Origin of the sequence: Gordonia aichiensis NBRC 108223, from assembly GCF_000332975.1 — a bacterium.
Lineage (GTDB): Bacteria > Actinomycetota > Actinomycetes > Mycobacteriales > Mycobacteriaceae > Gordonia > Gordonia aichiensis.
The window spans coordinates 15,879-42,102 of record NZ_BANR01000004.1 but is presented as its reverse complement, the minus strand read 5'-3'; the positions used below and the strand labels follow the sequence as shown (position 1 = coordinate 42,102).

General features: G+C 65.8%; 25 protein-coding genes. 8 read left to right on the top strand and 17 right to left on the bottom strand.

Features of this window, described 5'->3' with window-relative positions:
* Positions 1-5 precede the first annotated feature (5 nt).
* Positions 6-890 carry a LysR family transcriptional regulator gene (locus GOACH_RS04830; protein WP_005171421.1) on the bottom strand — a complete coding sequence of 295 codons (885 nt, stop codon included), beginning with the start codon at positions 888-890 and terminating at the stop codon, positions 6-8.
* Positions 891-1,004: 114 nt separating this feature from the next.
* On the opposite strand from GOACH_RS04830, the gene GOACH_RS04825 reads away from it, so the two are divergent.
* Positions 1,005-2,027: an LLM class flavin-dependent oxidoreductase gene (locus GOACH_RS04825; protein WP_005171418.1), complete on the top strand. Its 1,023-nt coding sequence runs from the start codon at positions 1,005-1,007 to the stop codon at positions 2,025-2,027.
* 179 nt (positions 2,028-2,206) lie between these two features.
* Positions 2,207-3,196 carry an EamA family transporter gene (locus GOACH_RS04820; protein ID WP_005171416.1) on the top strand — a complete coding sequence of 330 codons (990 nt, stop codon included), beginning with the start codon at positions 2,207-2,209 and terminating at the stop codon, positions 3,194-3,196.
* A 23-nt stretch (positions 3,197-3,219) separates the two neighbouring features.
* Here the strand turns inward: GOACH_RS04820 and GOACH_RS04815 are convergent, their stop codons facing one another.
* On the bottom strand, positions 3,220-3,657 hold the full coding sequence (locus tag GOACH_RS04815) for a DUF4333 domain-containing protein (RefSeq protein ID WP_005171413.1): 438 nt from the start codon (positions 3,655-3,657) through the stop codon (positions 3,220-3,222).
* A gap of 121 nt (positions 3,658-3,778) precedes the next feature.
* Between GOACH_RS04815 and GOACH_RS04810 the strand changes: the two genes are divergently transcribed.
* Complete coding sequence (locus tag GOACH_RS04810) at positions 3,779-4,309, top strand: hypothetical protein (protein WP_005171410.1); 531 nt, start codon at positions 3,779-3,781, stop codon at positions 4,307-4,309.
* Between the two features lie 96 nt (positions 4,310-4,405).
* On the top strand, positions 4,406-6,100 hold the full coding sequence (locus GOACH_RS04805; RefSeq protein WP_005171408.1) for a MinD/ParA family ATP-binding protein: 1,695 nt from the start codon (positions 4,406-4,408) through the stop codon (positions 6,098-6,100).
* A 3-nt stretch (positions 6,101-6,103) separates the two neighbouring features.
* On the opposite strand, the gene GOACH_RS04800 is transcribed toward GOACH_RS04805, so the two are convergent.
* Both GOACH_RS04800 and GOACH_RS04795 read right to left on the bottom strand, forming a co-directional pair.
* Positions 6,104-6,517 carry a DUF732 domain-containing protein gene (locus tag GOACH_RS04800; protein ID WP_157227550.1) on the bottom strand — a complete coding sequence of 138 codons (414 nt, stop codon included), beginning with the start codon at positions 6,515-6,517 and terminating at the stop codon, positions 6,104-6,106.
* 71 nt (positions 6,518-6,588) lie between these two features.
* Complete coding sequence (locus tag GOACH_RS04795) at positions 6,589-7,647, bottom strand: alpha/beta hydrolase (RefSeq protein ID WP_005171403.1); 1,059 nt, start codon at positions 7,645-7,647, stop codon at positions 6,589-6,591.
* An 81-nt stretch (positions 7,648-7,728) separates the two neighbouring features.
* Between GOACH_RS04795 and GOACH_RS04790 the strand changes: the two genes are divergently transcribed.
* Complete coding sequence (locus GOACH_RS04790; protein ID WP_005171400.1) at positions 7,729-9,054, top strand: MurT ligase domain-containing protein; 1,326 nt, start codon at positions 7,729-7,731, stop codon at positions 9,052-9,054.
* Complete coding sequence (locus GOACH_RS04785) at positions 9,051-9,773, top strand: type 1 glutamine amidotransferase (protein WP_040517777.1); 723 nt, start codon at positions 9,051-9,053, stop codon at positions 9,771-9,773. The genes GOACH_RS04790 and GOACH_RS04785 overlap by 4 nt, the downstream gene beginning before the upstream one ends.
* Positions 9,774-10,095: 322 nt before the next feature.
* Here the strand turns inward: GOACH_RS04785 and GOACH_RS04780 are convergent, their stop codons facing one another.
* From GOACH_RS04780 to GOACH_RS04745, 8 genes are all read right to left on the bottom strand, one after another.
* A complete protein-coding gene (locus GOACH_RS04780; protein WP_005171395.1) occupies positions 10,096-10,815 on the bottom strand; it encodes a uracil-DNA glycosylase in 720 nt (239 codons plus the stop codon).
* Between the two features lie 18 nt (positions 10,816-10,833).
* Complete coding sequence (locus GOACH_RS04775; protein ID WP_005171394.1) at positions 10,834-11,391, bottom strand: uridine kinase family protein; 558 nt, start codon at positions 11,389-11,391, stop codon at positions 10,834-10,836.
* On the bottom strand, positions 11,382-12,980 hold the full coding sequence (locus tag GOACH_RS04770; RefSeq protein WP_005171393.1) for an alpha/beta fold hydrolase: 1,599 nt from the start codon (positions 12,978-12,980) through the stop codon (positions 11,382-11,384). Before GOACH_RS04770 ends, GOACH_RS04775 begins: the two co-directional genes overlap by 10 nt.
* Before the next feature lie 69 nt (positions 12,981-13,049).
* Positions 13,050-13,661, bottom strand: coding sequence for a recombination mediator RecR (recR, locus tag GOACH_RS04765; RefSeq protein WP_005171392.1), 612 nt, complete (start codon positions 13,659-13,661; stop codon positions 13,050-13,052).
* Positions 13,662-13,667: 6 nt separating this feature from the next.
* On the bottom strand, positions 13,668-14,036 hold the full coding sequence (locus GOACH_RS04760) for a YbaB/EbfC family nucleoid-associated protein (RefSeq protein WP_040517776.1): 369 nt from the start codon (positions 14,034-14,036) through the stop codon (positions 13,668-13,670).
* Between the two features lie 23 nt (positions 14,037-14,059).
* A complete protein-coding gene (locus GOACH_RS04755) occupies positions 14,060-14,431 on the bottom strand; it encodes a hypothetical protein (protein WP_005171388.1) in 372 nt (123 codons plus the stop codon).
* 141 nt (positions 14,432-14,572) lie between these two features.
* Complete coding sequence (locus GOACH_RS04750) at positions 14,573-15,553, bottom strand: pseudouridine synthase (RefSeq protein ID WP_005171385.1); 981 nt, start codon at positions 15,551-15,553, stop codon at positions 14,573-14,575.
* Between the two features lie 26 nt (positions 15,554-15,579).
* Positions 15,580-16,020 carry an SRPBCC family protein gene (locus tag GOACH_RS04745; RefSeq protein WP_005171381.1) on the bottom strand — a complete coding sequence of 147 codons (441 nt, stop codon included), beginning with the start codon at positions 16,018-16,020 and terminating at the stop codon, positions 15,580-15,582.
* 80 nt (positions 16,021-16,100) lie between these two features.
* On the opposite strand from GOACH_RS04745, the gene GOACH_RS04740 reads away from it, so the two are divergent.
* Together GOACH_RS04740 and GOACH_RS04735 are read left to right on the top strand one after the other, a co-directional pair.
* Positions 16,101-17,492 (top strand): FAD-binding oxidoreductase, encoded by a 1,392-nt coding sequence (locus tag GOACH_RS04740; protein ID WP_005171378.1) that lies wholly within the window; start codon positions 16,101-16,103, stop codon positions 17,490-17,492.
* Positions 17,489-18,814 carry a class I SAM-dependent methyltransferase gene (locus GOACH_RS04735; protein WP_005171376.1) on the top strand — a complete coding sequence of 442 codons (1,326 nt, stop codon included), beginning with the start codon at positions 17,489-17,491 and terminating at the stop codon, positions 18,812-18,814. Before GOACH_RS04740 ends, GOACH_RS04735 begins: the two co-directional genes overlap by 4 nt.
* 121 nt (positions 18,815-18,935) lie before the next feature.
* Here the strand turns inward: GOACH_RS04735 and GOACH_RS04730 are convergent, their stop codons facing one another.
* The 5 genes from GOACH_RS04730 to GOACH_RS04710 all read right to left on the bottom strand — a co-directional run bounded on the left by GOACH_RS04730 (position 18,936) and on the right by GOACH_RS04710 (position 26,200).
* Complete coding sequence (locus GOACH_RS04730) at positions 18,936-21,179, bottom strand: DNA polymerase III subunit gamma and tau (RefSeq protein WP_005171373.1); 2,244 nt, start codon at positions 21,177-21,179, stop codon at positions 18,936-18,938.
* Positions 21,180-21,358: 179 nt separating this feature from the next.
* On the bottom strand, positions 21,359-22,927 hold the full coding sequence (locus GOACH_RS04725; RefSeq protein WP_005171369.1) for an acyl-CoA synthetase: 1,569 nt from the start codon (positions 22,925-22,927) through the stop codon (positions 21,359-21,361).
* Between the two features lie 111 nt (positions 22,928-23,038).
* The gene (locus GOACH_RS04720; protein WP_005171367.1) at positions 23,039-23,500 is read right to left on the bottom strand and encodes a hypothetical protein; all 462 of its coding nucleotides are present in this window, start codon (positions 23,498-23,500) and stop codon (positions 23,039-23,041) included.
* 82 nt (positions 23,501-23,582) lie between these two features.
* The gene (locus GOACH_RS04715) at positions 23,583-24,884 is read right to left on the bottom strand and encodes a glycosyltransferase 87 family protein (protein WP_005171366.1); all 1,302 of its coding nucleotides are present in this window, start codon (positions 24,882-24,884) and stop codon (positions 23,583-23,585) included.
* A 29-nt stretch (positions 24,885-24,913) separates the two neighbouring features.
* Complete coding sequence (locus tag GOACH_RS04710; protein ID WP_005171364.1) at positions 24,914-26,200, bottom strand: aspartate aminotransferase type Ic; 1,287 nt, start codon at positions 26,198-26,200, stop codon at positions 24,914-24,916.
* Positions 26,201-26,224 lie beyond the last annotated feature (24 nt).

The window sequence follows — 26,224 nt, the reverse complement described above, 5'->3', positions numbered from 1 at the left end:
GAGGCTCACTCCGCAAGGTCGGCTGCCGCGTCCGCCAGGGCACCGACCACCGCCGCGACCGCTCGACGCGGTCGAGGTCTTGTCAGCGCTTCATAGACTCGTGCCGCTCGAACACCCTCCAGAACAAGTGGTTTCACACCGGGGTGCCGCGAGGCGTGCCGAGGCATCAACGCAATGCCGTGCCCCGCCGCGACGAGAGCCTCGATGGTGGTGAAGTCGAGCATCCGTTGCGTCACCCGCGGAGCCACGCCCGTGACCGCCGAGATCGAGAGCAGTACGTCGTCGACCGGGAATCCTCCCTCGACACTGATCCAGTCGTGATCGGCCAACTCCGCGACCGACACCGAATCCCGCTGTGCAAGAGACGACGTACGGGGGACGACGACATCGAGTGGCTCGCGCATGAGTTCCGTGACGCGCACCCGCGGCGAGGCCACCGCGGCCGTACGTTCGTCACGGTGCGTGACCACGACGTCGAAATCGGCCAGCGCGGGTGGCGCGTCCGGATAGCCGACGTCGAGGTGCGACGCATCGACCTCGATCTCGGTGGCGGCAGCACGGTCGAGGACCGCGGGCAGTAGCAGCGTCGAACCGGATGGGAACATCGCGAGCCGCACCCTCGACCGACCGGAGCGGTACGTGGCCATTTCCTCCTGCGCACGCTCAACCGCGGCAATCACCTCGTCGGCGCGCAGGACGAGCGCCTGTCCCGCGGCGGTCAGCCGTACCCGCCTGCCGTCCGCCTCCAGCAGTTCGACACCCGCTTCTTTGGTCAGGACCTTGAACTGCTGCGAAACCGCCGACGGCGTCATGTGCATCGCGTCAGCGACCGCGCCCACCGAACCACGGTCGGCAAACTCACGCAGCAACCGCAGGCGCTTGACATCCATGAAGCGATGCTACGACGACCGAGACAATCACCGACTCATGACTTAACGGTGCGCTGAGCGTCGACCACCCTGCCCTCAACGGAATAATCGGACCGCAGTCCGGTTGTATATCACATGACCAAGAAAATCGGCTTCCTGTCCTTTGGGCACTGGTCGGCGTCTCCTGGCTCGCAGGCCCAGACGGCGTCAGATGTCTTGCATCAATCCATCGACCTCGCCGTGGCCGCCGAAGAGCTCGGCGCCGACGGTGCGTACTTCCGCGTGCACCACTTCGCACGCCAACTCGGGTCACCGTTCCCGCTGCTCGCGGCGGTCGGCGCACGAACGAACAGCATCGAGATCGGCACCGGGGTGATCGACATGCGCTACGAGAACCCCATGTACATGGCGGAGGACGCCGGCGCCGCCGACCTCATCTCCGACGGCCGACTCCAACTCGGCATCAGCCGGGGATCCCCCGAGCAGGTGATCGAGGGCTACAAGTACTTCGGCTACGTCCCCGCCGAAGGTGAGACCGACGCCGACATGGCGCGTGCGCACACCGACGTGTTCTTGAAGGTGATCGAAGGAACCGCGTTCGCACAGCCCAACCCGCGGCCGATGTTTCCCAACCCGCCGGGATTGCTCCGCATCGAGCCGTACTCCGAGGGACTTCGCGACCGCATCTGGTGGGGCGCCGGTAGTCGCGCCACCGCCGAATGGACTGCCGAGAAGGGCATGAACCTCATGAGTTCGACGCTGCTGACCGAGGACACGGGCATCCCGTTCCACAAGTTGCAGGCCGAGCAGATCCAACGTTTCCGTGACGCGTGGGAGAAGGCAGGACATGACCGAGAACCACGGGTTTCGGTGAGCCGCAGCATCTTCCCGCTGACCACCGACATGGATCGCGCCTACTTCGGACATGATCGCGACGATCAGGACCAGGTCGGCCACCTCGAGGGCGGACTCGCCAGGTTCGGCCGCAGCTACGCGGCCGAGCCCGACAAGCTCATCGAGGAACTGCGCGAGGACGAGGCCATCGCCGCCGCCGACACGCTGCTGTTGACCATCCCGAACCAGCTCGGCGTCGACTACAACGCTCACGTGATGGAGTCGATTCTCAACGACGTCGCTCCTGAGCTCGGCTGGCGCTGACACATCGCTCGCTGACAGCACCACAGTTATCGTCGACGGCACCGACCCTCGGTGCCGTCGACGCTTTTCTGATTCCGTCTGCAACCCCGGCGCTGTCAGCGTGACAATGTAGCTCTGCTACATGCTCATATCAGTTAATTTCGATTGTTCTTCACGGATGTGCCGTTGACGATAGATGCATGACAACGCGTGATCGCTTGCTGGCACTGACTGTCGTGGTGTTGTGGGGATTGAACTTTATCGCGATCCGCCTCGGCCTCGACCACTTCCCGCCGTTCTTCTTCGCCGCGCTCCGCTTCGCCGTGATGGCGGTTCCGGTGGTGCTGTTCGTCCGTTTCCCCCGGATGCAGATCAAGTGGTTCCTGTTGTACGCGTTCGGGTTCGGCGTCGGGCAGTTCGCGTTTCTCTTTCTCGCGATGAACATCGGCATGCCGACCGGCCTGGCATCACTCGTGCTCCAGACATCGGCACCGTTCACGGTGCTGCTCGGCGTCGTGTTCCTGCGGGAGCGCCTCGTTCCCGTGCAAGTCATCGGCATTGTCATCGCAGTCGCAGGAATCGTGCTCATCGGTGTCGACAGAGCGGGCCACAGCACGCTCGGCATCGGAGTCGTGGTGCCGATCGTGCTCACCGTCCTGGCCGGACTCTCGTGGGCGTTCGGCAACATCGGGAATCGACTGGCACTGCCACCGAATTCGGGCGACGCACTGCGTATGACTTTGTGGATGACGGTGGTGCCGCCCATCCCGTTGTATCTGCTGAGTCTGGCCGTCGAGGGCCCCGCGGCGGGCTGGCACTCGATTGCAACCGTTGGTTCGGCATCGGGGCTCGTAGCACTGGGGGGTCTCGCGTATGTGGTGCTACTCGGAACCATCGCAGGGTCGGGCCTCTGGACATCGCTGATGCAGCGCTATCCGGCCAGCCGCGTCGCGCCGATGTCACTGCTGGTTCCGGTCGTCGGAATCACCGCTGCGTGGCTCTTCCTCGGTGAGCAACCCACCTACGTCGAACTCGGTGGGGCCGCCCTCGTCATTGCCGGGTGCGCGGCCGGTGTGCTGGCGACACCTCGATCACGCGCGCGCATTGCGCCGTCTCGCGCCTCCAGCGAGCCAGGCGCCACACCACTGCCACGAGCCCAGCTCACTGCCAGCGTGTCGGACATCGACTGACACCGGCGCGACGCCAAGGCGATTCAGTACGCCGGCTCGGGGATCGGGCTCTTTCCGACGCTCGCGGTGAACTCGACCTCACCGTTGCCCTGCACGTTGGTGGCTGTCACGTTGACCGGAAGCCAGCTGCTCCCGGCGCGCAGGGCACACGTCTGCGTTGCGCCCGGCTCGGCGACCAGCATTCCCTCGCATCGGACCTCATCTGGGGTGCGCCCGGTGCTCTTCGTGAGTTCTTCGGACACCGACTGCGCGAGGAGCTGCTTGCTCATCCCCGACTTACCGTCCACGTTTCCCTCCGGAGCAGTAGATGAGCTACCAGTGGTGCCGATCTGCGACGCGCTGGCCGTCGTGGTTGGCTCGGCCGTCGACGAATCGTCCGACGAGGAGCACCCCACCATCGATACGCACGCCACAGCGCAGAATCCCGTCAGGACTCCGACCTTCATTCCACCCTTGCGCATTCGTTCAATCCTCACCTTCTTGTATCTACACAGTCACCGGTAGTGGCTCCGGCCGCCGGCGATCGCTGGCCGGGCACACGCCTCGGGCTCCGGCACCGCGCCGAGACGCGGGGACAATACGATGTCCCGCGTGGACACACCCGAGAACTCATCGGCAGCCATCCAGCGACTGCTCAGCACTCAGCACGGGACACCGGGTGTCACCATCGAGCAGCTTGCCATCAACGAGATCGCGGCCCGCGTCAACGACGAAAGTGCGCTCATCACCTTCGACGACGACAGTCATCAGTTCACCATCTCCGATTTCGACGGCCTCGTCCAACGCGTCACCGGTGTCGGGGACGACTTCGCGGGCGGCTACAACCGAGTCGGCGACTTCGGCTTCGCACGCTCAGTCATCCTCGCCGGGCACGGAACCCAACTGTCCACAGCCATCGTGCGAGAGCCCGCCACCGGCAGGTGGGAGATCCAACCCACTGGGCCCCTCTCGCAGTACTTCTACGACAACCTCGTCCTCCGCGGGTGGCACCTGCACTCCGAGAACCACCCCGCACGCACGCTCAAACTCGTCATCGGCATCTGGGCCGCCATCATGGTCGGCGGGTCGCTGCTGGTGGCCGGCATTCTGAGCATAGTTCTGCTGGCGTCCTAGCCGACTGCGACGACACCACGGCGACCCGCCACGCGAGACGCCCTACTATCAGTGGGTCGAACCGCACACGCACGTCTTCGGACACCCGAGGGGATGATGAACGAGATGTCGCATGCCGAACACTCGCAACCGGCGTCGTTGCCGGCAAGCGACAACACCGATCATCGGATCGACCCCAGCATCGGCGGAAACCGTGACAAGGCCGAACAACAGCCCGGGGACACCGCTCAACCCGTTGTCGACAACCGGCTCGCGCCGCCCTGGACAACCCCGCAGCCTCCGGTGGCCGGGCCATCATCCTCGCCAGAGCCACAGTCGACGCCGCAACCACCTGCCGAGCGTGACTGGTATACGGGCAAGACCGGGGGAATCCAGCAGTCTCCAGGTGCTCATCCTGCAGGCATCGGCCAGTACACCACACCGCAGCAGCCACCATCCGGCCCTTCCGTCGCCGACCCGTACCAGTCGGGATTCGCAGCCCCGTACCCGCCCGGATCAGTGAACCCGCGGGCCGGTTATCCGGCACAGGGGCACTTCGGCACGCAACCACCTTCTGGCCAGTACCCGATCGCCGGGTCACAGCCCGCCGGGGGGTACCCGGGGCCGGCCGCACCTGGATACCCGCGTTCCGCACCGCCCATACCTTTCTCCGCACGCAGAGCCGGATGGCGTCGAGCGCTCAGCACGGTGTCGGGCGGTCTGATCAACCTGGGTCAGAGCAAGTCGCAGCAACAACTCGACGACATGATCGCGCGCATCCGCCGACCGATCGCGGGCGACTTCCGTCTGGCCGTACTCTCGCTGAAGGGTGGCGTCGGAAAGACCACCACCACAGTCGGACTCGGGTCGGCGTTCGCATCGCTACGCGGCGACCACGTGATCGCGGTCGACGCAAATCCCGACTTCGGCACTCTCGGGCGCCGCGTACCGCAGCAAACCGGCTCGACGGTCCGCTCGCTGCTCAATGATCCCAACATCGCGCGGTACGCCGACGTGCGGCGCCACACCTCGCAGTCCGCCAGCCACCTGGAAGTACTTGCGTCCGAACGTGATCCGGCTGTGTCCGAATCGTTCAGCGCCGATGACTACCTCAAGGTCATCGGAATCCTGGAGAACTACTACAACATCATCATGACCGACTGCGGAACCGGACTGATGCATTCGGCCATGGAAGGCGTCCTGAGTTCGGCAACCGCCATCGTCCTTGTCACGTCACCCGCAGTCGATGGGGCCGAAAGTGCTGCGGCCACACTTGATTGGCTCAACGCTCACGGTTACCAGCGACTCGTCCAGCAAGCCGTGGTGGTGATCTCGGCGTCGAAGCCGGGCAGCGCACCCATCGACCTGGACATGCTGACCCAGCACTTCCTGGGTCGTACACGCGCGGTTCAGATCATCCCGTTCGACGACCATCTCGCATCCGGCGCACAGATCGATCTCGATGAGATGAATCGCGATACCCGAAACGCTTTCCTGGAACTCGCTGCGACGGTGTCGGATTCGTTCAATCCGGGACAGCCCGGTCCCGGATTCCCCGGGTTCCAGGGGCCACCGCCAGAGTATCAACAGGGGCCGCCACCCGGCTACCAGGGACCGCCACCCGGATTCCAGGGGCCACCCCCGGGGTATCAAGGGCCGCCACCGGGCTACCAGGAGCAGCCGCCCGCGCCGCAGGGATATCCGGCGACGGGCCAGCCCGACGCGCGGCCCCCCCAGTATCCCGCTGTGCCGCAACACAATGATGAACCTGTGCCGCCGGGGGCCATCCCTCCGGCCGACTACCGATTCTAGAACTCAGTTGCTCGGCGTGACGCCGCTGAGTTTTCCGATCTGGTCCGGGCAGTAGGTCTGCGTCGCGAGTCCGACGACCTTGCCGGACTCGGTCTCGTCGAGGCCGTTGCCCACCTTGCCGATGGCATCGGTAAGGCCGTCGCCCGCAGTCAGGTTTGTGCAGACCTGCTTGCCCGCGCGGACCGCCGCTGCGTCACTGGGGAACTGCACGTTGAGTTGCTTGAGCCCCGCCAGGTAGAGCTGATCACCCTGGAGCGGGGCCGCAGCCGCAGTGTCAGGCGCGGACGGACTCGACTGCGTCGAATCCGGATCACTGCCGCCACCACATCCCGCGAGTCCGACGATCACCGCGGCCACCGCGGGAATCATCGCCCATCCCGTCGTCACGCTCACGCGCCCGTACTTCGACCTCGTCATGCCATCCCCCAAACGTCACCGTGTGCTCGGACCCCGAGCCCTCGACCACCTTACTGAGGTACGACGTCACGTCAGGCCAGGGTGTCGGACACCACGCTCGTGAACCGCGAGATCGCCTGATCCGCAACCGGACTGAACCCGGCCATGTTCGCGAAACCGTGGATCAGTGCGCCCTCTCGCTGCAACGTGACAGGCACTCGGGCAGCGCCGAGCGCATCGGCGTAGGCGATGCCCTCGTCACGCAGCGGATCGAACCCGGCAACCACCACGTGCGCCGGCGGCAGACCCGAGAGGTCAGATGCCAGTAGCGGAGAGACACGCGGATCGGCCAACTGCGACTGATCGGGTACGTAAGCCCCCGTGAACTGATCGATGCGCTCGGCCGTCAAGAAGTAGCCCTTGGCGAACTCGCGGACCGACGGGTACTCATTAACGGAATCGACCTTCGGATACAGCAGTAGCTGCAACGCGGGCGTGACCTCCTCACCACGAACCTGCTGGGACACGACCGCCGCGAGATTGCCACCCGCACTGTCCCCGGCCACGACGATCCGATCGCTCGATACCCCCCATCCCGGCGCGGCGTCGACGACACCCCTCCACGCCGCCAGAGCGTCGTCGACGGCAGCGGGAAACGGGTTCTCCGGCGCGAGTCGATACTCGACGGAGACGACGTCGGCGCCGGTGTCGACGGCGATCCTGCGCGCGAGGGCGTCATGGCTCGCGCGGCTCCCGGTGGTGAACCCTCCTCCGTGGAAGAACAGGACCAATCCCCGGGTGTCGACGCCCGCACGATAGCGCGTCACCGGAAGCGGGCCCGCCGGGCCGTCGAACTCCAGATCCTCCTCGACGGCGAGTACCGACGGCTTCTCGGCAACCAGCGCGCTGACCCGCTCGAGTCCGGCGCGTGCGCTGCCGATGGTCGCTCCGCCCATGTCGGCGTTGGGGAGTACCGCCGTAACCATCGCCGCTGCCAACATCTCGACACTGACGTGCTCGCCGTCGGCGTTGACCGGGCACCATCGGGACACCGCGCGCAACATCTGCGGTGGTACGTGGCCGAACGTCCGCAACAGCGACCGGACGGGACGTAGCGGCAGGAACAGGCTGGGATTGGTGGCGCGACTCACGGCCGCGAGACTACCCGCACGCGGGTCACTGCCGATCCGGGCGTCGAGGCGAGGTGGTGGCTGCTGTGACAGACTCTCCCCATGCCCGACCGCATACCCGCTCCGGGTGGTTCGACCACCCGTGTCCCTCTCCGTACGTCGCTGGCCCTGTCGGCTGCGTCGGCAGCCCGCTGGGCGTCGCGCGCCGCCGGGCGCGGCAAGGGATCGATGATCGGCGGATTGGTCGCCGAGAAGATCGACCCGAACATCATGGGACGTCTCGCAGCGGGAAAGCGGACCGCGCTCATCACCGGTACGAACGGTAAATCAACCACCACGCGTATGACCGCGGCTGCCCTCGCCGAACTCGGCGAGGTGGCCACCCAGGCCGACGGCGCCAACATGGATGCGGGAATCATCGCGACGCTGAGTCTGCAACGCTCGGCACCGGTCGCCGCGCTCGAGGTCGACGAACTGCACGTGCCGCACGTGAGCGATGCCGTCGACCCCGAGGTCGTCGTGATGCTCAACCTGTCGCGGGACCAACTCGACCGCGTCGGCGAGATCAACATGATCGAACGACGACTCCGCGAGGGCGTCGCGCGCCATCCCGAGACCGTCGTGATCGCCAACTGCGACGACGTTCTGGTCACCTCCGCCGCATTCGACGCCCCACACGTCGTCTGGGTGGCGGCCGGGGCGAGTTGGGTGGGCGACTCGGTGAGTTGTCCACGCACCGGCGAACCGATCGCTCGTAGCACGGGCGACCCCACGGATCCGTCGATCCAGAGCGGCGTCGACTGGTATTCGACCGGCGATCCCGACTTCCGTCGACCGACACCGCAGTGGTGGGTCGACGATGAAAAGATCTATGGCCCCGACGGATTCGAGGCACCCATGACGCTGAGCGTGCCCGGACGTGCCAACCGAGGCAACGCCGCCCAGGCCGTGGCAGCCGCGGTCGCGATGGGCGCCGACCCTGGCAAGGCTGTCGCCGCTGTCAGCACCGTCGGCGAGGTGGCCGGGCGCTATGGCATTCATCAGGTCGGCAGCCACTCCGTTCGCACTCTCCTGGCCAAGAACCCGGCGGGATGGCAGGAGGCGCTGTCGATGATCGACCAGGATGCCGACGGGCTCGTCATCGCCGTCAACGGGCAGGTCCCCGACGGAGAAGACCTCTCATGGCTGTGGGATGTGCGGTTCGAGGCGTTCGAGACGATGCAGGTCGTCGCTGCCGGCGAACGCGCTGCAGATCTCTCGGTACGGCTGCTCTATGCGGGCGCCGAACACACCACAATTCCCGACCCGATGAAGGCCATCGAGTCATGTCCGCCCGGCCGCGTCGAAGTGCTGGCCAACTACACGGCCTTCCGCGATCTCAATGTCGCGATCGAACGCGCCGAGCGTGCACGGAAGGGACAGCAATGAGCACCTCGACGCTGCGCATCGGCCTGGTGCTGCCCGACGTCATGGGGACCTACGGCGACGGCGGCAACGCGCTGATCCTCCGGCAGCGAGCACGTATGCGCGGCATCGACGCCGAGATCGTGCAGATCACCCTCGACGACGAGGTGCCCGACTCGCTCGACGTGTACACGCTCGGCGGCGCCGAAGACTATGCACAGCGACTCGCCACCCGCCACCTCACGCGGTACCCGGGTCTGCAGCGTGCCGCCGCCGCTGGCAAGCCCGTCCTGGCCATCTGCGCCGCGATCCAGGTGCTCGGGCACTGGTACGAGACGTCGGCGGGCGAACGTGTCGACGGCATCTCGCTGTTCGACCTGACCACGTCACCGCAGGCCACCCGCAGCATCGGCGAGGTCGTCACCCAACCGGTGATGGCCGGGCTGACCGACCAGCTCACCGGATTCGAGAACCACCGCGGCGGTAGCACGCTGGGATCCGACGCCGCTCCGCTCGCCAAGGTCACGCACGGCGTCGGCAACGGGGTCGGTGACGGCACCGAGGGCGTGGTACAGGGTTCGGTGATCGGCACCTACATGCACGGACCCGCACTGGCGCGTAACCCGCAGCTCGCCGACCTGCTCCTCGCGCGTGCGATGGGCGTCGAGGAGTTGGCACCGCTGGAGTTGCCTGAGGTGGACCGGCTACGGCGGGAACGCCTCGCCGCGGGCCGTCGGGGCTGAATGGCTCGTCGGGCCGACGTCGCTGATCGAGCCTACGTTGCTGGTCGAGACAGCCACGCCCGCCGGAATCGCGGGCACTTCTCGGGTCCGCAGAGAGCGCAGTCGGTGCCTGACCGGAAGTGCTCGTGCGCCGCACGGGGGTGGCCGCAACGACACTGCGAATCAGGGGCACGCCCGGCGACACGTCGTATCAGGTCGCTCATGGAGGCCGTCACTTCCGTTCTGCAGCACGCCGCTTCGTCGCGGACACGGTTGTTCAGGCAGATCGTATCCGTAAGTCAACGCGGCGCGAAACCAAGGCTGACCTCAGTGGCACACCAGGTCAGTCGCCGTCGACCACCGGCAGCCCCGCGTGGTGTCCCGCTGCGCGAAGTACCTCGCGCAGCATCGCGGGCGTCAACCTGCCGGTGAACGTATTGTGTTGACTCACGTGGTAACTCGCGAAGAGTGTCAGTTCACGGTTCCCTCGTCGAATCACGGCCTGCGCGCCGTGGCCGAACTTCGGCCTTGGGCGTGGCACCTGCCACCCGAGATCGGCGAATCCGGTCAGCGCCGCCCGCCACCCGAATGCGCCGAGCACGAAGACAGAGCGCAAAGTCGGTGCGAGCAGGTCGATTTCGTTGTGAAGCCAATGCGCACATCGGTCGCGCTCGGCCGGTGTCGGCTTGTTCTGCGGAGGCGCGCAATGCACGGGCGCGGTGATCCGCACACCGGTCAGTTCCAGGCCGTCATCGATCGAGACCGCGGTCGGCCTGTTGGCCAGCCCCACGTCGTAGAGCGCGCGATAGAGCACGTCGCCACTCTGGTCGCCGGTGAACATGCGGCCTGTGCGATTCGCGCCGTGCGCTGCCGGGGCGAGGCCGAGAATGAGCATCGACGCGTCAGCCGGGCCGAATCCCGGAATCGGCCTACCCCAGTAGGTTTGGTCGGCAAATGCTGCGCGCTTCTCGCGCGCCACCTGTTCGCGCCAGGCCACCAGTCGTGGACACGCCCGACACTCGATCAGTGCGGCATCGAGGGCTGCGATGCTCCGATAGGCCATGGGTTCACGCTACGCGCCTCAGTCCAACACCCGACACCGCTCGCGCGTCCGGTCGACGGCGAACCAGCCGCGCTCGAACTGCTGCCACTTTTCCAGGTGACGTCGGGATGCCTCGCCGTCGCGCGCAACCGCACGATCGAGTCGCTCGTCGGGATCGCCGCCGTCGAGCCACAGCGAGTATGTCAGCCGGTCGGCTATTCGACGTCGCGCCGCCGACACCCCTTCGATGATGAGCAGCGGCTCCCAGCGATACCAGACCCGCTTACCGATCCTCGGCTCGCCGTCGACCCACTCACGTGGACGATACCGATAATCGCGCCGCCGGGTAAAAGCATGCAGCACATCGGTTTCCATCTCTGGCCACCACGCGACCGGGTCGTCCCAGGTGGCGAAATCGTCGGTGCGGACCAAGACCACACCTGTGCTGCGGGCGCGCAGTTTCTCGACCAGGGCGTCGGCCACCGTCGTCTTTCCCGACCCTGACGGTCCGTCTATCGCAACGATTCCCGAGACCATTTCCGACGCGAGTTCGTCGAGCTGGGCGTCGAGCTCAGCAGTCAACGCACTCACGACCATGAACCCTGTACGCCCGCCGCGGTCCGAGCGCCCTGCGGCGGCAGGAGAGGAGTCACGATGGGCGCCTGCGGTGCGCTGCGCAGCCCAGTAGTCCCGGTGCTCAGGTATTCGACGATCGCGTCGTCGAGCGGCTTGTTCTTCCGACCGAACTGGCCGTGGTCTCCGCCGCCGACGGTGATCAGGTGACTGCGCATCGCGCGCTGCATGACCAACGCGCCGCCGTAGGGCGTCTGCGGGTCGTCGACGCTGTCGATCTGCAGAGGCTGTACGGCGAGACCCTTGTTGGCGACCTTTACCGGCCTCGTCACCGGAGGTGCACCCGCACAGGCCAATCCGGACTGGTAGAGAAGTCCGGCGCCGCTGAACAGGTCCGCGACGACGAGGTTGGCGTAGAGCGCCGCAGGTGTCAGCGCCGGTTGGGGAGCAACTTGGTTCTCGTTGCAGAGGATCAGCGACTGAAGATTCTGTCCGTTGGCGAGGATCTTCTCGTAAGTTTTCGGGGGTGTCTGCGGCTTTCGTAGTCCAGCGGTGAGCGCTGCCACATAGGGCCACGAATTGCGGTCTGGGGCAGCCTGCCGGGTCAACGAATACAACACCGATTTCGCCTGCAATCCGTTCGGAACAAGCAGCGTGGCAATAAGATTGGCAGCCTGCGCCCGAGCCTTGGCCGTCAGGTTCACGCCGTCGATGTACTGCCGGGCGAAAGCCTTGATGCCGGGTGGTACATCACCCACCTGCGCGGGCGGTCCGGCGAGCGACGGCGGGACACCCGCTTCACGAGTAACGCGATCGCTCCATTTCGTGTACACCGCCAACGGCGTCGATCCGAGGTGATAAACGTTGTCGTGCTGTGCAATCCACGCCATCATGGCGTTCACGCGAGCCTTGTAATGCGGCGTCTGCTCGGCAATGACGTCATTCCAGACCCAATCCGGATTCATCGACGAATCCAAGACCAGGCGATCGGTGCGGTCCGGAAACAGTGTCGCGTATGTACTCATCAGGAACGTCCCGTAGGACAGCCCATACAAGCTCACCTTGTTGACGCCCAGAGCTTTTCGCGTCTCTTCGATGTCGCGCGCAGTGGCCTCGGTCGTCAACGTTCTCGTGTACCCGGGCGCCTGTTTCTCACACCGATCTCGGATCGACTTGCCGTAACTGAGCACCGCCTCCAGCGACGTGTCCAGTCCACATTCGACGGGAGTTGCACCGAGCAGACCACGCGGCTGTACAGCGATCAGATCCCAGTTGTCACGCAGCGCTGCGGGCGGCGCGAGTGCGGTGAACAGGCCGATGGCATCGCCGCCAGGGCCGCCGGGATTACCGAACAGCACACCGCGCTTGTTCGCCTGATCCCGCGCAGGCAATCTGCTCACCGTGATCGCTATGGTCGGACCGCCAGGATTCGCATAGTCGCGGGGGACCCGGATCGTCGCGCACTGGGTTTCTTTCGACGCCCCGTGAATTGGGTCGCAGGCGCCCCATACGAGAGGCGCTGCGGCAGCAGGTGGCGCGGTGACCGACGCGAGCAGCCCTAACCCGAGGCTCGCGGCCACACAGATGGCGCCGAATATCCGCAGGCGCGACATGAAGCCGGACGATCGCTGTGCCAACGCTTCGCAAGCTCTCACGCCCCTATGTGTAGCAGAGGAGCCACGTCAGGCCAGTACTCGCCGCCCCGACAGTGCCCGGCCGAGCGTGAGCTCGTCGGCGAACTCTAGGTCGCCACCCATCGGGAGACCCGAAGCCAAGCGCGTCACCGACAACCCCGGGAAATCCTTGAGCATGCGCAGCAGGTAGGTCGCGGTGGCCTCGCCCTCGGTGTTGGGATCGGTGGCAACGATCACCTCGGTGACGTCGACGCCGTCCTCCTGATTGGCCAGACGTCGGAGCAACTCACGAATACGCAGCTGATCAGGCCCGATCCCCGACAGCGGGTCCAGCGCGCCGCCGAGCACGTGATAGCGGCCGTGGAACTCCTTGGTCCGCTCGATCGCGTGGACGTCCTTCGGCTCCTCCACGACGCAGATCTTGGTGGCGTCGCGACGGGCGTCGGCGCAGATGCGGCACAGCCGTTCGGCCGAGACGTTGCCGCATTCGGCACAGAACGTGACGTCGTCGCGGACGTGACCGAGCGCCGCGATGAGGCGGTCGATGTCCGACTTCTCGCCGGCGAGGAGATGGAAAGCGATGCGCTGCGCACCCTTCGGACCGAGTCCTGGCTGCTTGGCCAGCTCGTCGATCAGATCCTGGATGGGGCCCTCGTACATGAATCCTCAGCCGAGGCCCGGAAGTCCGCCGCCGAGGCCGCCTGCCAGCGGACCCATCTTGTCGCTCGTGAGCGCGTCACGCTTGGACGCGAGGTCCGACAGTGCCCCGAGGACCAGATCCTGCAGGGTGTCGACGTCGTCGGGGTCGACGACCTTGGGATCGATGGTCACCGCGGTGACCTCGCCGGTACCCTTGCCCGTCACCGTGACAAGCCCGTTGCCCGCCGAACCGGTGAGCTCGGTTGCCGCGATCTCCTCCTGCGCCGCAAGCAGCTTCTCCTGCATCTGCTGCGCCTGGGCGAGCAAACCCGCCATCGGATTCTCGCCGCCGTCACCGCCGCCGAACAGGGAACTGGGGTCAAAAGGTTGAGTCACGTTAACCAGGGTAGTCGGTGCGCTCACCGCAGCAGTCGCTCGACATGCTCGATGATCTCGTCGACGCTCTCGTCACCGACCGGCGCGAACTGGAAGGAGAGCACGTTGTCGCCGAACAGCCTGCCCGCCTTCGGGGTTAGGGCGAATTCGATCCGATCGTCGTCGACGCGACGCCACTCGACCACCCCGCCATAGACGGGCGCGCTGGCTCCCGTGGTGACGCAATAGCCTTCACGACCAGAGCTTCCACCGCCAGAGCTTCCACGGCCACCCGCTTCGGCGTCGACAACCAGGTCGCGCTGAATCTGGAAGCAGCCCATCGATTCGTCGTCGATGAAGACGACGGCCTCGCACCCGAGATCGGGATGTCGCTCGTAGGAGGCGTGGATGGTCACAAATCTCAGGGTAGCGGTGCATTCGCGGCCGATCGAGCCCGTGTCCGGCCGCTGCTACGTACACAACTCGTACCTGAGCGAGGGGCCGCGACAATAATTTCGATGGCTCCCCGCTGACGTCATGATTGTGTACGCGCTCGCTCACTCAGTCCGGATGGGCGCGTGTTCCGGCTGTCTACCGCTGACGAATCTGCGCGGCTCACCGGTCAGCGGATCGTCGAACTCCAAGCTGTGCGCGAGTAGGCGCAGCGGCCGGGTGAAGTCGCCACGATCAGGCAATTCGGCCAGGTCGGGGCGTACGTCGGGGTAGAGCGGATCGTCGACGATGGGCACACCGAGCAGGGCCATATGCAGGCGCAGTTGATGGGTGCGTCCGGTGTGCGGGCGCAGTCTGTAGAGGCCGTGGCCAGACCCGGCAGCCTCGAGGAGCTCGACGTCGCTGACCGCGTTGACCTCGCCGTCGACGACGAGTGCGCGCAGATCACCGGCGGTTTTCTCGATCCGGTTGGTCACCGTGACCGGGGTTCGCAGAGCGAGGTCGAGCGGCGCTATAGCGCGATACTCCTTGCGTGCCAGACGCGCAGCGAACAGATCCTGATACGCCGCGCGGACCTGCGGGCGGGCTGTGAACAACAGCACGCCGGACGTCAGCCGGTCGAGCCGGTGAGCGGGCGCGAGCGCGTCGTTGCCGAGTTCACGCCGCAGCCGCACCAACGCGGTCTGGGTGACGTGCCGCCCGCGCGGCATGGTCGCGAGGAACGGTGGTTTGTCGACGACGACGATGTTCTCGTCGCGGTACAGGATCGGAAGGTCGATGGGGATCTCGATCTCGTCGGGCAGATCCCGATACAGGTAGTACGACGTGTTGGCGCGGGCAGGAGCATCGAGGTCGGCGCGGTTGCCGTCTGCGTCGACGACGTCACCGGCGGCAGTCCGCCCCCGCAGGTCGTCGAGCGTCAGGTCGGCCAGCGACGGGCTGGCCAGCAGCGACTCCCCGACGGTCAGCTCCTCGCCATGGCGCACCACGACGCGCGTCGCGTCGACGCCGTCGCGCGGAGGGAGCGGTGAGGGCCGAGCGCGGCCGCGACGTCGTGGTGTCCGGGGATCGTCCTGCGGACTCATCGTGCGAGCCGGTCCGCAGAGCTGGGCTACTTCTCGACCCGCGCCTTGAGATTCGCGAGCAGCTGTGCCTGAATTCTTGCGAGACCCTTCGGCGCAAACGTCTTTTCGAAGAATCCGCCGATGCCGCTGGCGTTGGAGTTCCACGTGGTCGTGGTGGTCACCTTCGACCCGCTACCGGCAGGGGTGACCTTGTATGTCGTCACCATCGACGAGTTCTCGTCACGTTCGGTGATGGTGTCCGGGACCACGGTGACCGTCGCCTTGACGTCGCGCTGACGCTTGGAGGTCGCCTGCAGAATCCAGTGCACGACAGTGCCGTCGCCCTGACCACCACTGATCACGCGATAGTCGCGGTACTGCTCGGGAAGGATCGCCGGACGCGCGTCGACATAGTCGGCGAGCACTCCGATCACCTGGTCGGCACTTGCGGCGATGTCGATCGACTGACTGGCGGAAATCTCACCCACGACGGGCACTCCTTCATGGCAGGTTGGCGGGCGTGCAATTCAGGTCCTAGGCTAGCCAAGTGACTTCTGGACAGTTGGAGATGGGGGCACAGGCTTTCGACGACGGGGTTGCCACCCTTCTGGCCAGCTATCGGGCGATTCCGCCAGGAGCAACGGTCCGTCTGGCGAAAAAGACGTCGAACCTGTTTCGTGCGCGTGCAAAGAATCCACATCCAGGGCTTGATGTGTCGGGTCTCGACCGCGTCATTTCCGTCGATCCCGTGGCCAGGACCGCCGACGTCGCGGGCATGTGCACGTACGAAAATCTGGTCGCAGCGACGTTGCCCTACGGGCTCGCGCCCCTCGTGGTGCCGCAACTCAAGACGATCACACTCGGCGGGGCCGTCACGGGGCTGGGGATTGAGAGCACCTCCTTCCGCAACGGCCTTCCACACGAATCGGTTCTCGAGATCGACGTCCTCACCGGCGACGGCGAGATCATCACCGCCACACCCACCAACGAGAATGCCGACCTCTTCTTCGGATTCCCCAATTCCTATGGAACACTCGGGTATTCGGTTCGACTCAAGATCGAGCTCGAAGAGGTTCAGCCGTATGTGGCGTTGCGCCACATACGCTTTCACGATCTCCACACGTTGCAGACCACGATGAACACCATCGTCGACGAACGCAGCCATGACGGCGAGCGAGTCGATTACCTCGACGGTACGGTCTTCACGTCCGACGAGGCCTACCTGACCCTCGGACGACAGACCGACGAGTCGGGTCCGGTCAGCGACTACACCGGCATGGATATCTATTACCGGTCCATCCAGCACGAGTCGGGCATCAAGCGCGACCGCCTCACCATCCACGACTACCTCTGGCGGTGGGACACGGACTGGTTCTGGTGTTCGCGTGCGTTCGGCGCACAGAACCCGAAGGTTCGACGCGTCTGGCCCAAGAAGCTGTTGCGCAGCAGTTTCTACTGGAAGCTCATCGGATACGACCAGCGTTTCGACGTCGCCGACCGCCTCAACAAGCGCAAGGGATTACCCGCCAACGAGCGGGTGGTGCAAGACATCGAGGTGCCGATCGAGAACACCACCGCGTATCTCGACTGGTTCCTCGAGAACATCCCGATCGAGCCGGTGTGGTTATGCCCCTTGCGGTTACGCGAACCTGCACTACCCGTCGCCGACGTCAACCGTCCGTGGCCGCTGTACCCGCTCGAACCGCACCGCACCTACGTCAACGTCGGCTTCTGGTCGGCGGTGCCGGTCACGCCGGGCGACCCCGGCCACGCAAACAAGCTCATCGAGCGTAAGGTGGCCGATCTCGATGGCCACAAGTCCCTGTATTCGGAATCCTTCTACTCCCCCGACGAGTTCGACGAACTCTACGGCGGCGAACACTATCGACTCCTGAAGAAGCGATACGACCCCCGTGGCCGGCTTCTCGACCTCTATGCGAAAGCGGTGAAACGGCAATGACCACGTTCAAGGACAACGCGCCCGCATCTTCTCCCGACACGTCGCAGGGCAAGATGAGCCTCGCGCAGATCTTCGAGTCGCTCGTCGGCGGCAATCTCAGCATCCGGATCACCGCCTACGACGGCAGCTCGGCAGGGCCCGCCGACGCCGAGTACGGGCTGAATCTCAAGAATTCGCGCGGCACAACCTATCTCGTCACCGCGCCCGGCGACCTCGGTCTCGCGCGTGCTTACGTGTCAGGCGATCTGGAGCTGATCGGCGCCCACCCCGGCGATCCCTACGAGGCACTTCGCGCGCTGGCCGCCGACCTCGAATTCAAGCGACCGTCCCCCCTGACTCTGGCGCAGGTGGCCCGCTCGCTCGGGATCGAGCATTTCAAGCCGATCGCACCCCCGCCGCAGGAAGCGCTTCCGCGGTGGCGTCGATTCGCAGAGGGGTTGCGGCACAGCAAGTCCCGTGACGCCGAGGTCATCCATCACCACTACGACGTGTCGAACACCTTCTACGAGTGGGTCCTCGGGCCGTCGATGACCTACACCTGCGCGGTCTATCCCGACCTCGAGGCATCGTTGGAGACGGCCCAGGAGAACAAGTACCGCCTGATCTTCGACAAGCTGCGTCTCAATCCGGGCGATCGCCTGCTCGACATCGGTTGCGGCTGGGGCGGAATGGTGCGCTACGCAGCGTCGCGCGGGGTCAAGGCACTCGGTGTCACACTCTCCGCAGAACAGGCCGAGTGGGCCCAGAAGAAGATCGTCGACGAGGGACTCAGCGATCTCGCCGAGGTGCGGTTCAGCGATTACCGCGACGTGACCGAGAGCGACTTCGACGCCGTCTCGTCGATCGGACTCACCGAGCACATCGGCGTCCACAACTACCCGGCGTACTTCACCTTCATCCGCGACAAGCTCCGGGTCGGCGGAATGATGCTGAACCACTGCATCACCCGCCCCGACAACTTCAAGAACGCGCGCGCCGGGTCGTTCATCGACCGCTACGTCTTCCCCGACGGCGAACTCACCGGCTCGGGCAAGATCATCTCCAAGATCCAGGACATCGGCGGTCTCGAGGTGCTGCACGAGGAGGATTTCCGCCCGCACTACGCCATGACGCTGCGCGACTGGAACCGCAACCTCGTCGAGCATTGGGACGAGGCTGTCGACGAGGTCACCGAGGGCACCGCGCGGCTGTGGGGCCTGTACATGGCCGGATGTCGAATCGGATTCGAGCGCAACATCGTCCAGCTGCACCACGTGCTCGCCACGAAGCTCGACGACAAGGGCACCAGCGACCTCCCGCTGCGCCCGTGGTGGGACGCGTAGGCGCTACATCTCACCCCCCCGCCGGCGGCTATCCCGCTGCCGTCTGCGGTGAACACGGTGCCCTCGCACGGTGGTCCCGGCGGCGTCGACGACCATCCCGGCGGTGTCGGCGACTCTCGGCTCACTCCAGCGGACGGGCACCGAGTTCGGTCTGTAGTAACTCCATCGCCACCTTGTTCGGGTCGAATCGTCCCTCGGGAGCCGCGTTCTGGACTTCGGCGACCATCTCGGCGCGCTCGGACTCGGGAATGTCGTCGTCTTGACGGGGCGGCTCGGGCTCCTCTGGTTCGGGCGGAACGTCTTGTGTGGCGGCCGCTTGCGCCTGACCGTCGGATCCCGATCGCGCGCGGCTCGGTCGCGAGAAGGTCTGGGTTCGACGCTGCTGCCTATCGGATTGCGGCGCAGCACTCTTCGTCGATGCGTTGAGGTCGACAACCTTGTGTACTGTCGCGACGTCGAGTTCTGTCCCGAATACCTCGGCGAACGCCTCACGCATGATGCCGACCGCGTGCGGGGCCGACAACCGACCCACGAGTACCTCGATCGGATGCGCGAGCACGACGGTGTTGTCGCGGATCTCGTCGATCACCGCATTCGACAACATCGGTTCGAGGCTCTTCGAACGCTCGCGGACTGCGGCGCGTACCTCCTGGAACCGCTTACGTGCCGACTCGACGTCGAGGCCCGACGGAGGCTCGGGTTCTGGGTGCGGTTCGGGTTCGACGACCCGCGGTGCCGACGGACGGCCGTCGTCGGGAATGGGGGCCTCGAACTCGTCGACCGGCTCGTCCGGCAGCGGGATCTCGTCGTCGACGAACGCCGCCGACGGTGCAGACTCCTGCTCCGGTGCAGCTGGCCGTTCGGGCGCGGCCGCCGCGTTGGACACAGGCTCCGGCGTCTCGGGTGGGGCCGGGGTAGCCGCCTCCTCACGCTTGGGCATCGGACGCGTCGGCTCGGCCGGAGCATCGACGACGGGGCGCTCCTGCGCTGCCGGCGGGGGCGTCGGAGCAGTGGCGGGGACTGGAGGTGCCGATGGCGCGGAGGCGGTCGGGGCCGCGGACTGAACGGTCGGCGCCTCGTCGGCTGCTTTCCGCTGCGAGGGGCGCACGTACTTCGGCGGGTCGACCGGCGGGGGGGCGGGCGCTGCCGTGGGGGCACCCTCGGCTCGCGCAGACGCCGAAGGCGTTGCACCCCCGGCGTTTCCACCGGCCGGAGCCACACCCGACTCGAGCCGCTCCAACCGTTGGAGCAGCGCGGCATCGTCGGCCGAGACCGCGGGCAGCAACATCCGCGCGCACATCACCTCGAGGAGCAGCCGCGGTGACGTGGTGCCGCGCATCTCGCCGAGCGCCTCGTGCACGATCTCTGCGAACCGGGTGAGGCCACCGGGCCCGAGATGTTCGATCTGGCCCTGCATTCGCGCAAGCTGGTCGCCGGGCGCCTCGACCAGGCCACGCTCGGCGGCATCGGGAACCGCCTGCAGCAGAATGAGATCGCGGAGTCGTTCGAGGAGGTCGACGGCGAAGCGCCGGGGATCGTGGCCGGCGTCGACGACTTTCTCGACCGTAGCGAACAGCGCAGAGCCGTCGGAGGCGGCGAGTGCGTCGATGGCGTCGTCGATGAGGGCGATGTCGGTGACGCCGAGGAGCGCGAGGGCGCGGTCGTAGGTGACGCCGTCGTCGGATGCTCCGGCGAGCAACTGGTCGAGGATCGACAGCGAGTCACGGGGCGAGCCGCCGCCCGCACGGATGACCAGCGGGTAGACGTCGGGCGCGACGACGACGCCCTCTTTGGCACAGATGTCCTCGAGCAGCCCACGCATGACGGGCGGCGCGAGCAGGCGGAACGGGTAGTGGTGTGTGCGCGAGCGGATGGTCGGCAGGACCTTCTCCGGCTCGGTGGTGGCGAACACGAAGATCAGGTGCTCCGGCGGCTCCTCGACGATCTTGAGCAGCGCGTTGAAGCCCGCGTTGGTGACCATGTGCGCCTCGTCGACGATGAACACGCGGTAGCGCGACTCGGATGGGGCGTAGAAGGCGCGGTCGCGCAGCTCACGGGTGTCGTCGACGCCGCCGTGACTCGCGGCGTCGAGCTCGATGACGTCGAGGTTGCCCGGTCCGCCCGGCGCGAGTGCGACACACGAGGAGCAGACACCACACGGCGTCGACGTCGGGCCCTGCTCGCAGTTGAGCGAGCGCGCCAGGATGCGAGCCGACGACGTCTTGCCACACCCGCGCGGCCCGGAGAACAGGTACGCGTGGTTGATGCGGTTGCCGTCGAGAGCACGGCTCAGCGGATCGGTGACGTGCTCCTGACCGACGACTTCGGCGAAGGTTGCCGGACGATAGGTGCGATACAGAGCCACGCGTCGAGACTACCGGCGGACACCGACAGCGCGACCCGCTCCCCCACCCCTGTGCACAGCCCGCGCACATGCCGCGTTCGGCGCGGCGCTCCGGAGTCCGCGGACACCTGCGGCGCGCACGTACCACTACAGGTCACGGGCCCCACAGCCGTCACTGTCGGCGCGTGCGCCCCGCTGGCTCAGATGACCGGGGAGGCGGACGCGCTTTCTGCGCCCAGCTCGTCGCGCAGCTGGAACTTCAGCACCTTGCCGGACGGATTGCGCGGCAGGGCGTCGACGAACTCCAGGCGCAGCGGAAGCTTGTAGCGGGCCAGACGGTCGGCCGCGAACTCGCGCAGCTCCTCAAGCGTCACGGTCTCGCCGGGTGCCGTGGCGATGACAGCGGTCACCGCCTCGCCCCACTTGGCGTCGGGCAGTCCGACGATAGCGACCTCCGCGACCGCGGGATGGCTGTAGAGCACGCTCTCGACCTCAGCGGGATAGACGTTCTCGCCACCGCTGATCACCATGTCCTTGACCCTGTCGACGACGTAGACGTAGCCGTCGTCGTCTTCACGCCCGACGTCGCCGGTGTGGAACCAACCGTCGTCGTCGATTGCGGCGTCGGTGGCGCCCGGGTTGTTCCAGTAGCCGACCATCACTTGCGGGCCGCGGACGCAGATCTCGCCCGGCTGCCCCGCCGCGACCTCGGTGTTGGTGGCGTCGACAAGGCGGACATCCGACAGCGGCAACACCTTGTTGCCTGCCGCACCGATCTTCTTCTCCGATTCGTCGATGCCCATCACGAGGGCCAGTGGTGCTGTCTCGGTGAGACCGTAGCCCTGGGCGAAGGTGACGCCCCGGTCGGCATAGGCACGCATCAGCGGTTCGGGTACCGGCGCGCCCCCGCAGATGAAATACCGCAGCGACGACAGATCAGCGGTGGCGAAGGCAGGCACCTGGCTCATGAACAGGAACATCGCCGGCACACCGAACATCGTTGTGACGCGATACTTTTCGATGTCGGAGAGTGCCTGCGTCGGATCGAAAGCTCCCGACAGGATGACGTGGCCGCCCTTCTGAAGCGTCACGAGCGTCGTCACATTGAGGCCGCCGATGTGAAACAGCGGCGCTGCGGTGTAGGTGACGTCGGAGGAGACCGTGTCGAAACTCAGGAGCGCATTGATGTTGTTCCAGAACAGATTCCCGTGTGTCAGCATCGCCCCCTTCGGCCGACCGGTGGTGCCCGAGGTGTACATGATGACGGCGACGTCCTCGGGGGCGGCGAGCACCGGCTCCGCGATCGGCGTGCCGGCGGCGAGGAGCTCGTCGAAGCTCTCCCATCCCGATGCCTCCCCCACCGCGACGTACCGAGCGACCGACAGGTCGGAGCGCACCTCGTCGACGACGCTGGTGAGCGTGGCGTCGGCGATCAGCGTCGCCGCACCGCAGTCGTCGAGAATGTAGGCCAGTTCGGGCCCGGTGAGCCGGAAGTTGAGCGGGACGAATGTCGCACCTGCCCGCGCACAGGCGAACAGCGAGATCAAAAAGGCCGAGTGATTCGGTCCGAGGTAGGCCACCCGATCTCCCGACTCCACACCGCCGGCGACCAATCGGTCAGCGAGACAATCGATTCGGCGCTGAAACTGTGCGTAACTGAGCGTCTCGTCACCGTAGGTCACCGCCGGATGATCAGGTCCGATCGCGGCGCGTCGTGCCGTCCACGAGCCGAGATCCATCGAATCGGGTACCGCCACTCGTCCGGCCATCACAGACTCCCACCGTCGGTGCGGAGGCACGGTGCACTCCGCCGAGAATGGCATCAGCGTAGGACGACGACGTGTCCGAGTTCAGTGAATTGGCAATAACCGAAAAATCGACTACTTCAGGTCGGTCACGGCAGAGCATTCCGGCGCACGCAGAGTGAGCAGTCCGTGGTCGACGGCGTTGATGGTGATCTTCACCTTGCCCCGGCCCGGGATGCCGGAGATCTGGTAGCCGCTGTTGTCGCCGATCGAGTGGGTCCAGTGCCGGTAGTAGGTGTGCGTCGGCCCGCTCGGCAATTGCGTGACGGTGATCCTCGTGTCCGACGCGTACGGGAACAAGCTCTTGCTGTCCCCGAAAAGCCAGAACGTGTTGTCGCCTGCGTCCCGCTGCACGTTGACGCCGTGAAAAGACGGGAAGTCGAGGATATTGGGGTTGAGGCTGTAGCAGCGCATTCCGAGCTGGTCGTAGACCGTCTGGTCCGCTGCGGCAGTTCCCGCTGCGATCGTGCTGGCGGCGAGTGCCCCCGCACCGACGAATCCTGCGATCAGTCTGCGAAGCGTCAAACGTCGAATCATCGTGATCCCCTGGCGTCGGGCGGCCCCGGGCTGGGGTCCGCTACAGGTGACGTCGACGACGGCGAAGCGTCTGTTAGCTCAGCTAGCCAACCGTGTCCCGCACGTTATCGGACTCGGGCGCAACGGACACGCGAGGTCTCCGGTAGATGACGATGGTTGCGATGGCGGTACAGAGGAAAACCGCGTTGTAGGGGTAGACGGTGAACCATTCGAGCCAGACGATGCCGTGTTTGAAGAACAGTCCGATGAGATACGCGTCGGGAACCGTCCTGTTGACGAACCAGATCGGGTGCGCGAGGTAGGTTCGCCACGAGAAAGACACCAGGACGAGGCACACCAATGCCACGCACGCCATGACGCGGCGGAGCGGTGAGAGGTCGGTACGCAACACGAGATTCACGCAGATCACCATGATCGGCACGAACCACACCCAGTGGTGTCCCCACGACATCGGTGAGATCGCGCAGGCTGTCATTCCGACGATGCTCAACGCGAGCAGTTCCTGGCCGTTGCGATGCGCGAGGACCGCCGCATACATGCCGAGCGCGAGCGCAGCGACAGCGAGCACCAGCCACAGCAACGAGTTGGGCGCATCGGTGTGAATGAGGTTGGCGAGCCACCCACGGATCGACTGGTTGCCGACGGTCTGCGGTGCCCCAACCCGGTTCGAATCGAAGATCTTGTCGGTCCAGTACGCCCGGGACTCGTGGGGCAACACGAGAAATCCGAGGACGATGGTGCCGAGGAAGCCCGCAATGACCCCGAACATCGCCCGCCACCGACGCAGCACCGCGAGATACAGAATGAAGATCAACGGGGTCAGCTTGATGCCGGCGGCGATTCCGGTACCAATCCCCATGCCGCGACTGGCGTCGCCCCGAGGCCGGTCGATCCGCAGCAGATCGGCCAAGATGATGAGCAGCAGGAAGACGTTGATCTGGCCGTACCAGACCGTCGTGCGCACTGGTTCGAGCAGTAGCGCGACGGCGACCAACGACAGCGCGATGACGCGCAGCGGCCAACTCGCCTGTCTCCCCAGCGAGCGGAAGCACAACATGATCACCAGGTACAGCGCGACGAAAATCCCTGCGGTCCAGACGATTCGGGCCGTCTCGAACGACATCAGCGCGAACGGGATGAAGATGATGGCCGAGATGGGTGCGTAGGTATAGTCCATCTGCCCGAGGAGCTTGGCGTCGTACAGACTGCCGCCGTCGAGCACCGTCTGGGTTCCCGCGCGGTACACATCAAGGTCGAGCTGATTGTCGAAGAGTCCCCAGAACGGCGTGGTGAAGGGAACGATCACGTCCTGCAGCCACACAGCAAGCGCGGCGACAAGCAGGAAGCCGATGGCCACGGCCCAGCGCCGTGACACCCTCACCATGGCCGAACTGTCACGCGCGCGCCAACTCGTCAGGATTCGACGTCGGCGAGGAGCTTCTCCGTCGCGGCGAGCAGGACACAGGTGGCGACGCCATCCATCGCGACACGCAGGTCGTCGGTGCTGGGAAAGGTCGGCGCCAACCGGATGTTGCGGTCGTGGGGATCATGCTTGTACGGGTACGTCGACCCAGCGGCGGTCAGCGCGATTCCGGCCTGCTTCGCGAGCTCGATGGTTCGCTTGGCAGCGCCGTCGAGAACGTCGAGGCTGATGAAGTAACCACCCTCCGGCTCCGACCACGCCGCAACCTTCGGCTCTGCCAACCGGTCTTCGAGGATCTCGAGCACCAACCGGAACTTCGGCGCGAGGATCTCGCGGTGCTTGGCCATGTGCGCCCGCACGCCGTCGGCGTCGCGGAAGAAGCGGAGATGACGCAGCTGATTGACCTTGTCCGGGCCGATGGTCGTGAAGGCGAGGTTGTCGGTCATCCACGTGATGTTGGCCGCCGACGACCCGAAGAAGGCAACGCCAGCGCCCGCGAACGTGATCTTCGACGTCGAGCCGAACACGTACACCCGATTCGGGTGGCCCTCTTCGGCTGCGATGTCGACGATCGGCAGCGGCGTCGGCGGGGCGTCGACGAGCGTGTGCACCGCGTACGCGTTGTCCCAGAACACGCGGAAGTCGGGGGCTGCAGGCATCGCCATCAGGCGACGCGCCACCTCTTCGGTGTACGTCGCGCCCGTCGGGTTGGAGTACGTGGGCACCGCCCACAAGCCCTTGATCGAGGGATCGTCGGCCACCATCTGCGCGCACACGTCGACGTCGGGACCGTCGGGGAGCATCGGCACCGGGATCATCTCGATGCCGTAGTGCTCGGTGATCGCGAAGTGACGGTCGTATCCGGGCGCCGGGCACAGGAATTTGATGGTCTCGCCCGTCGTCGACCAAGGCTCCGGCGAGTCGGGGGTGCCTTTGAGCAGGGACGTCACCACTGCCTGGTGCATCAGGTCGAGGCTGGCATTGCCGAACGCGATCAGGTTGTCGGCGTCGACGGCGAGGAGCTCGGCAAAGATCGCACGTAGTTCGGGCAGGCCGGTGACCCCGCCGTAGTTGCGGCAATCGGTTCCGTCGGCATCGCGGTAGTCATCGGCGCCGGGCAGCGACAGCAACTCGTTGGAGAGGTCGAGCTGTTCCGGCGACGGCTTGCCGCGGGTCAGATCCAACGTGAGACCGGCCGACTGCAAGCCCTCATAGAGCTTCTTCAGGTCGTCCTGGGTGGCGCGAAGTTCGTCTGCACTCATCGAGTGGTAGTTCAACGGAAACCTCTCGCCGAACCGACG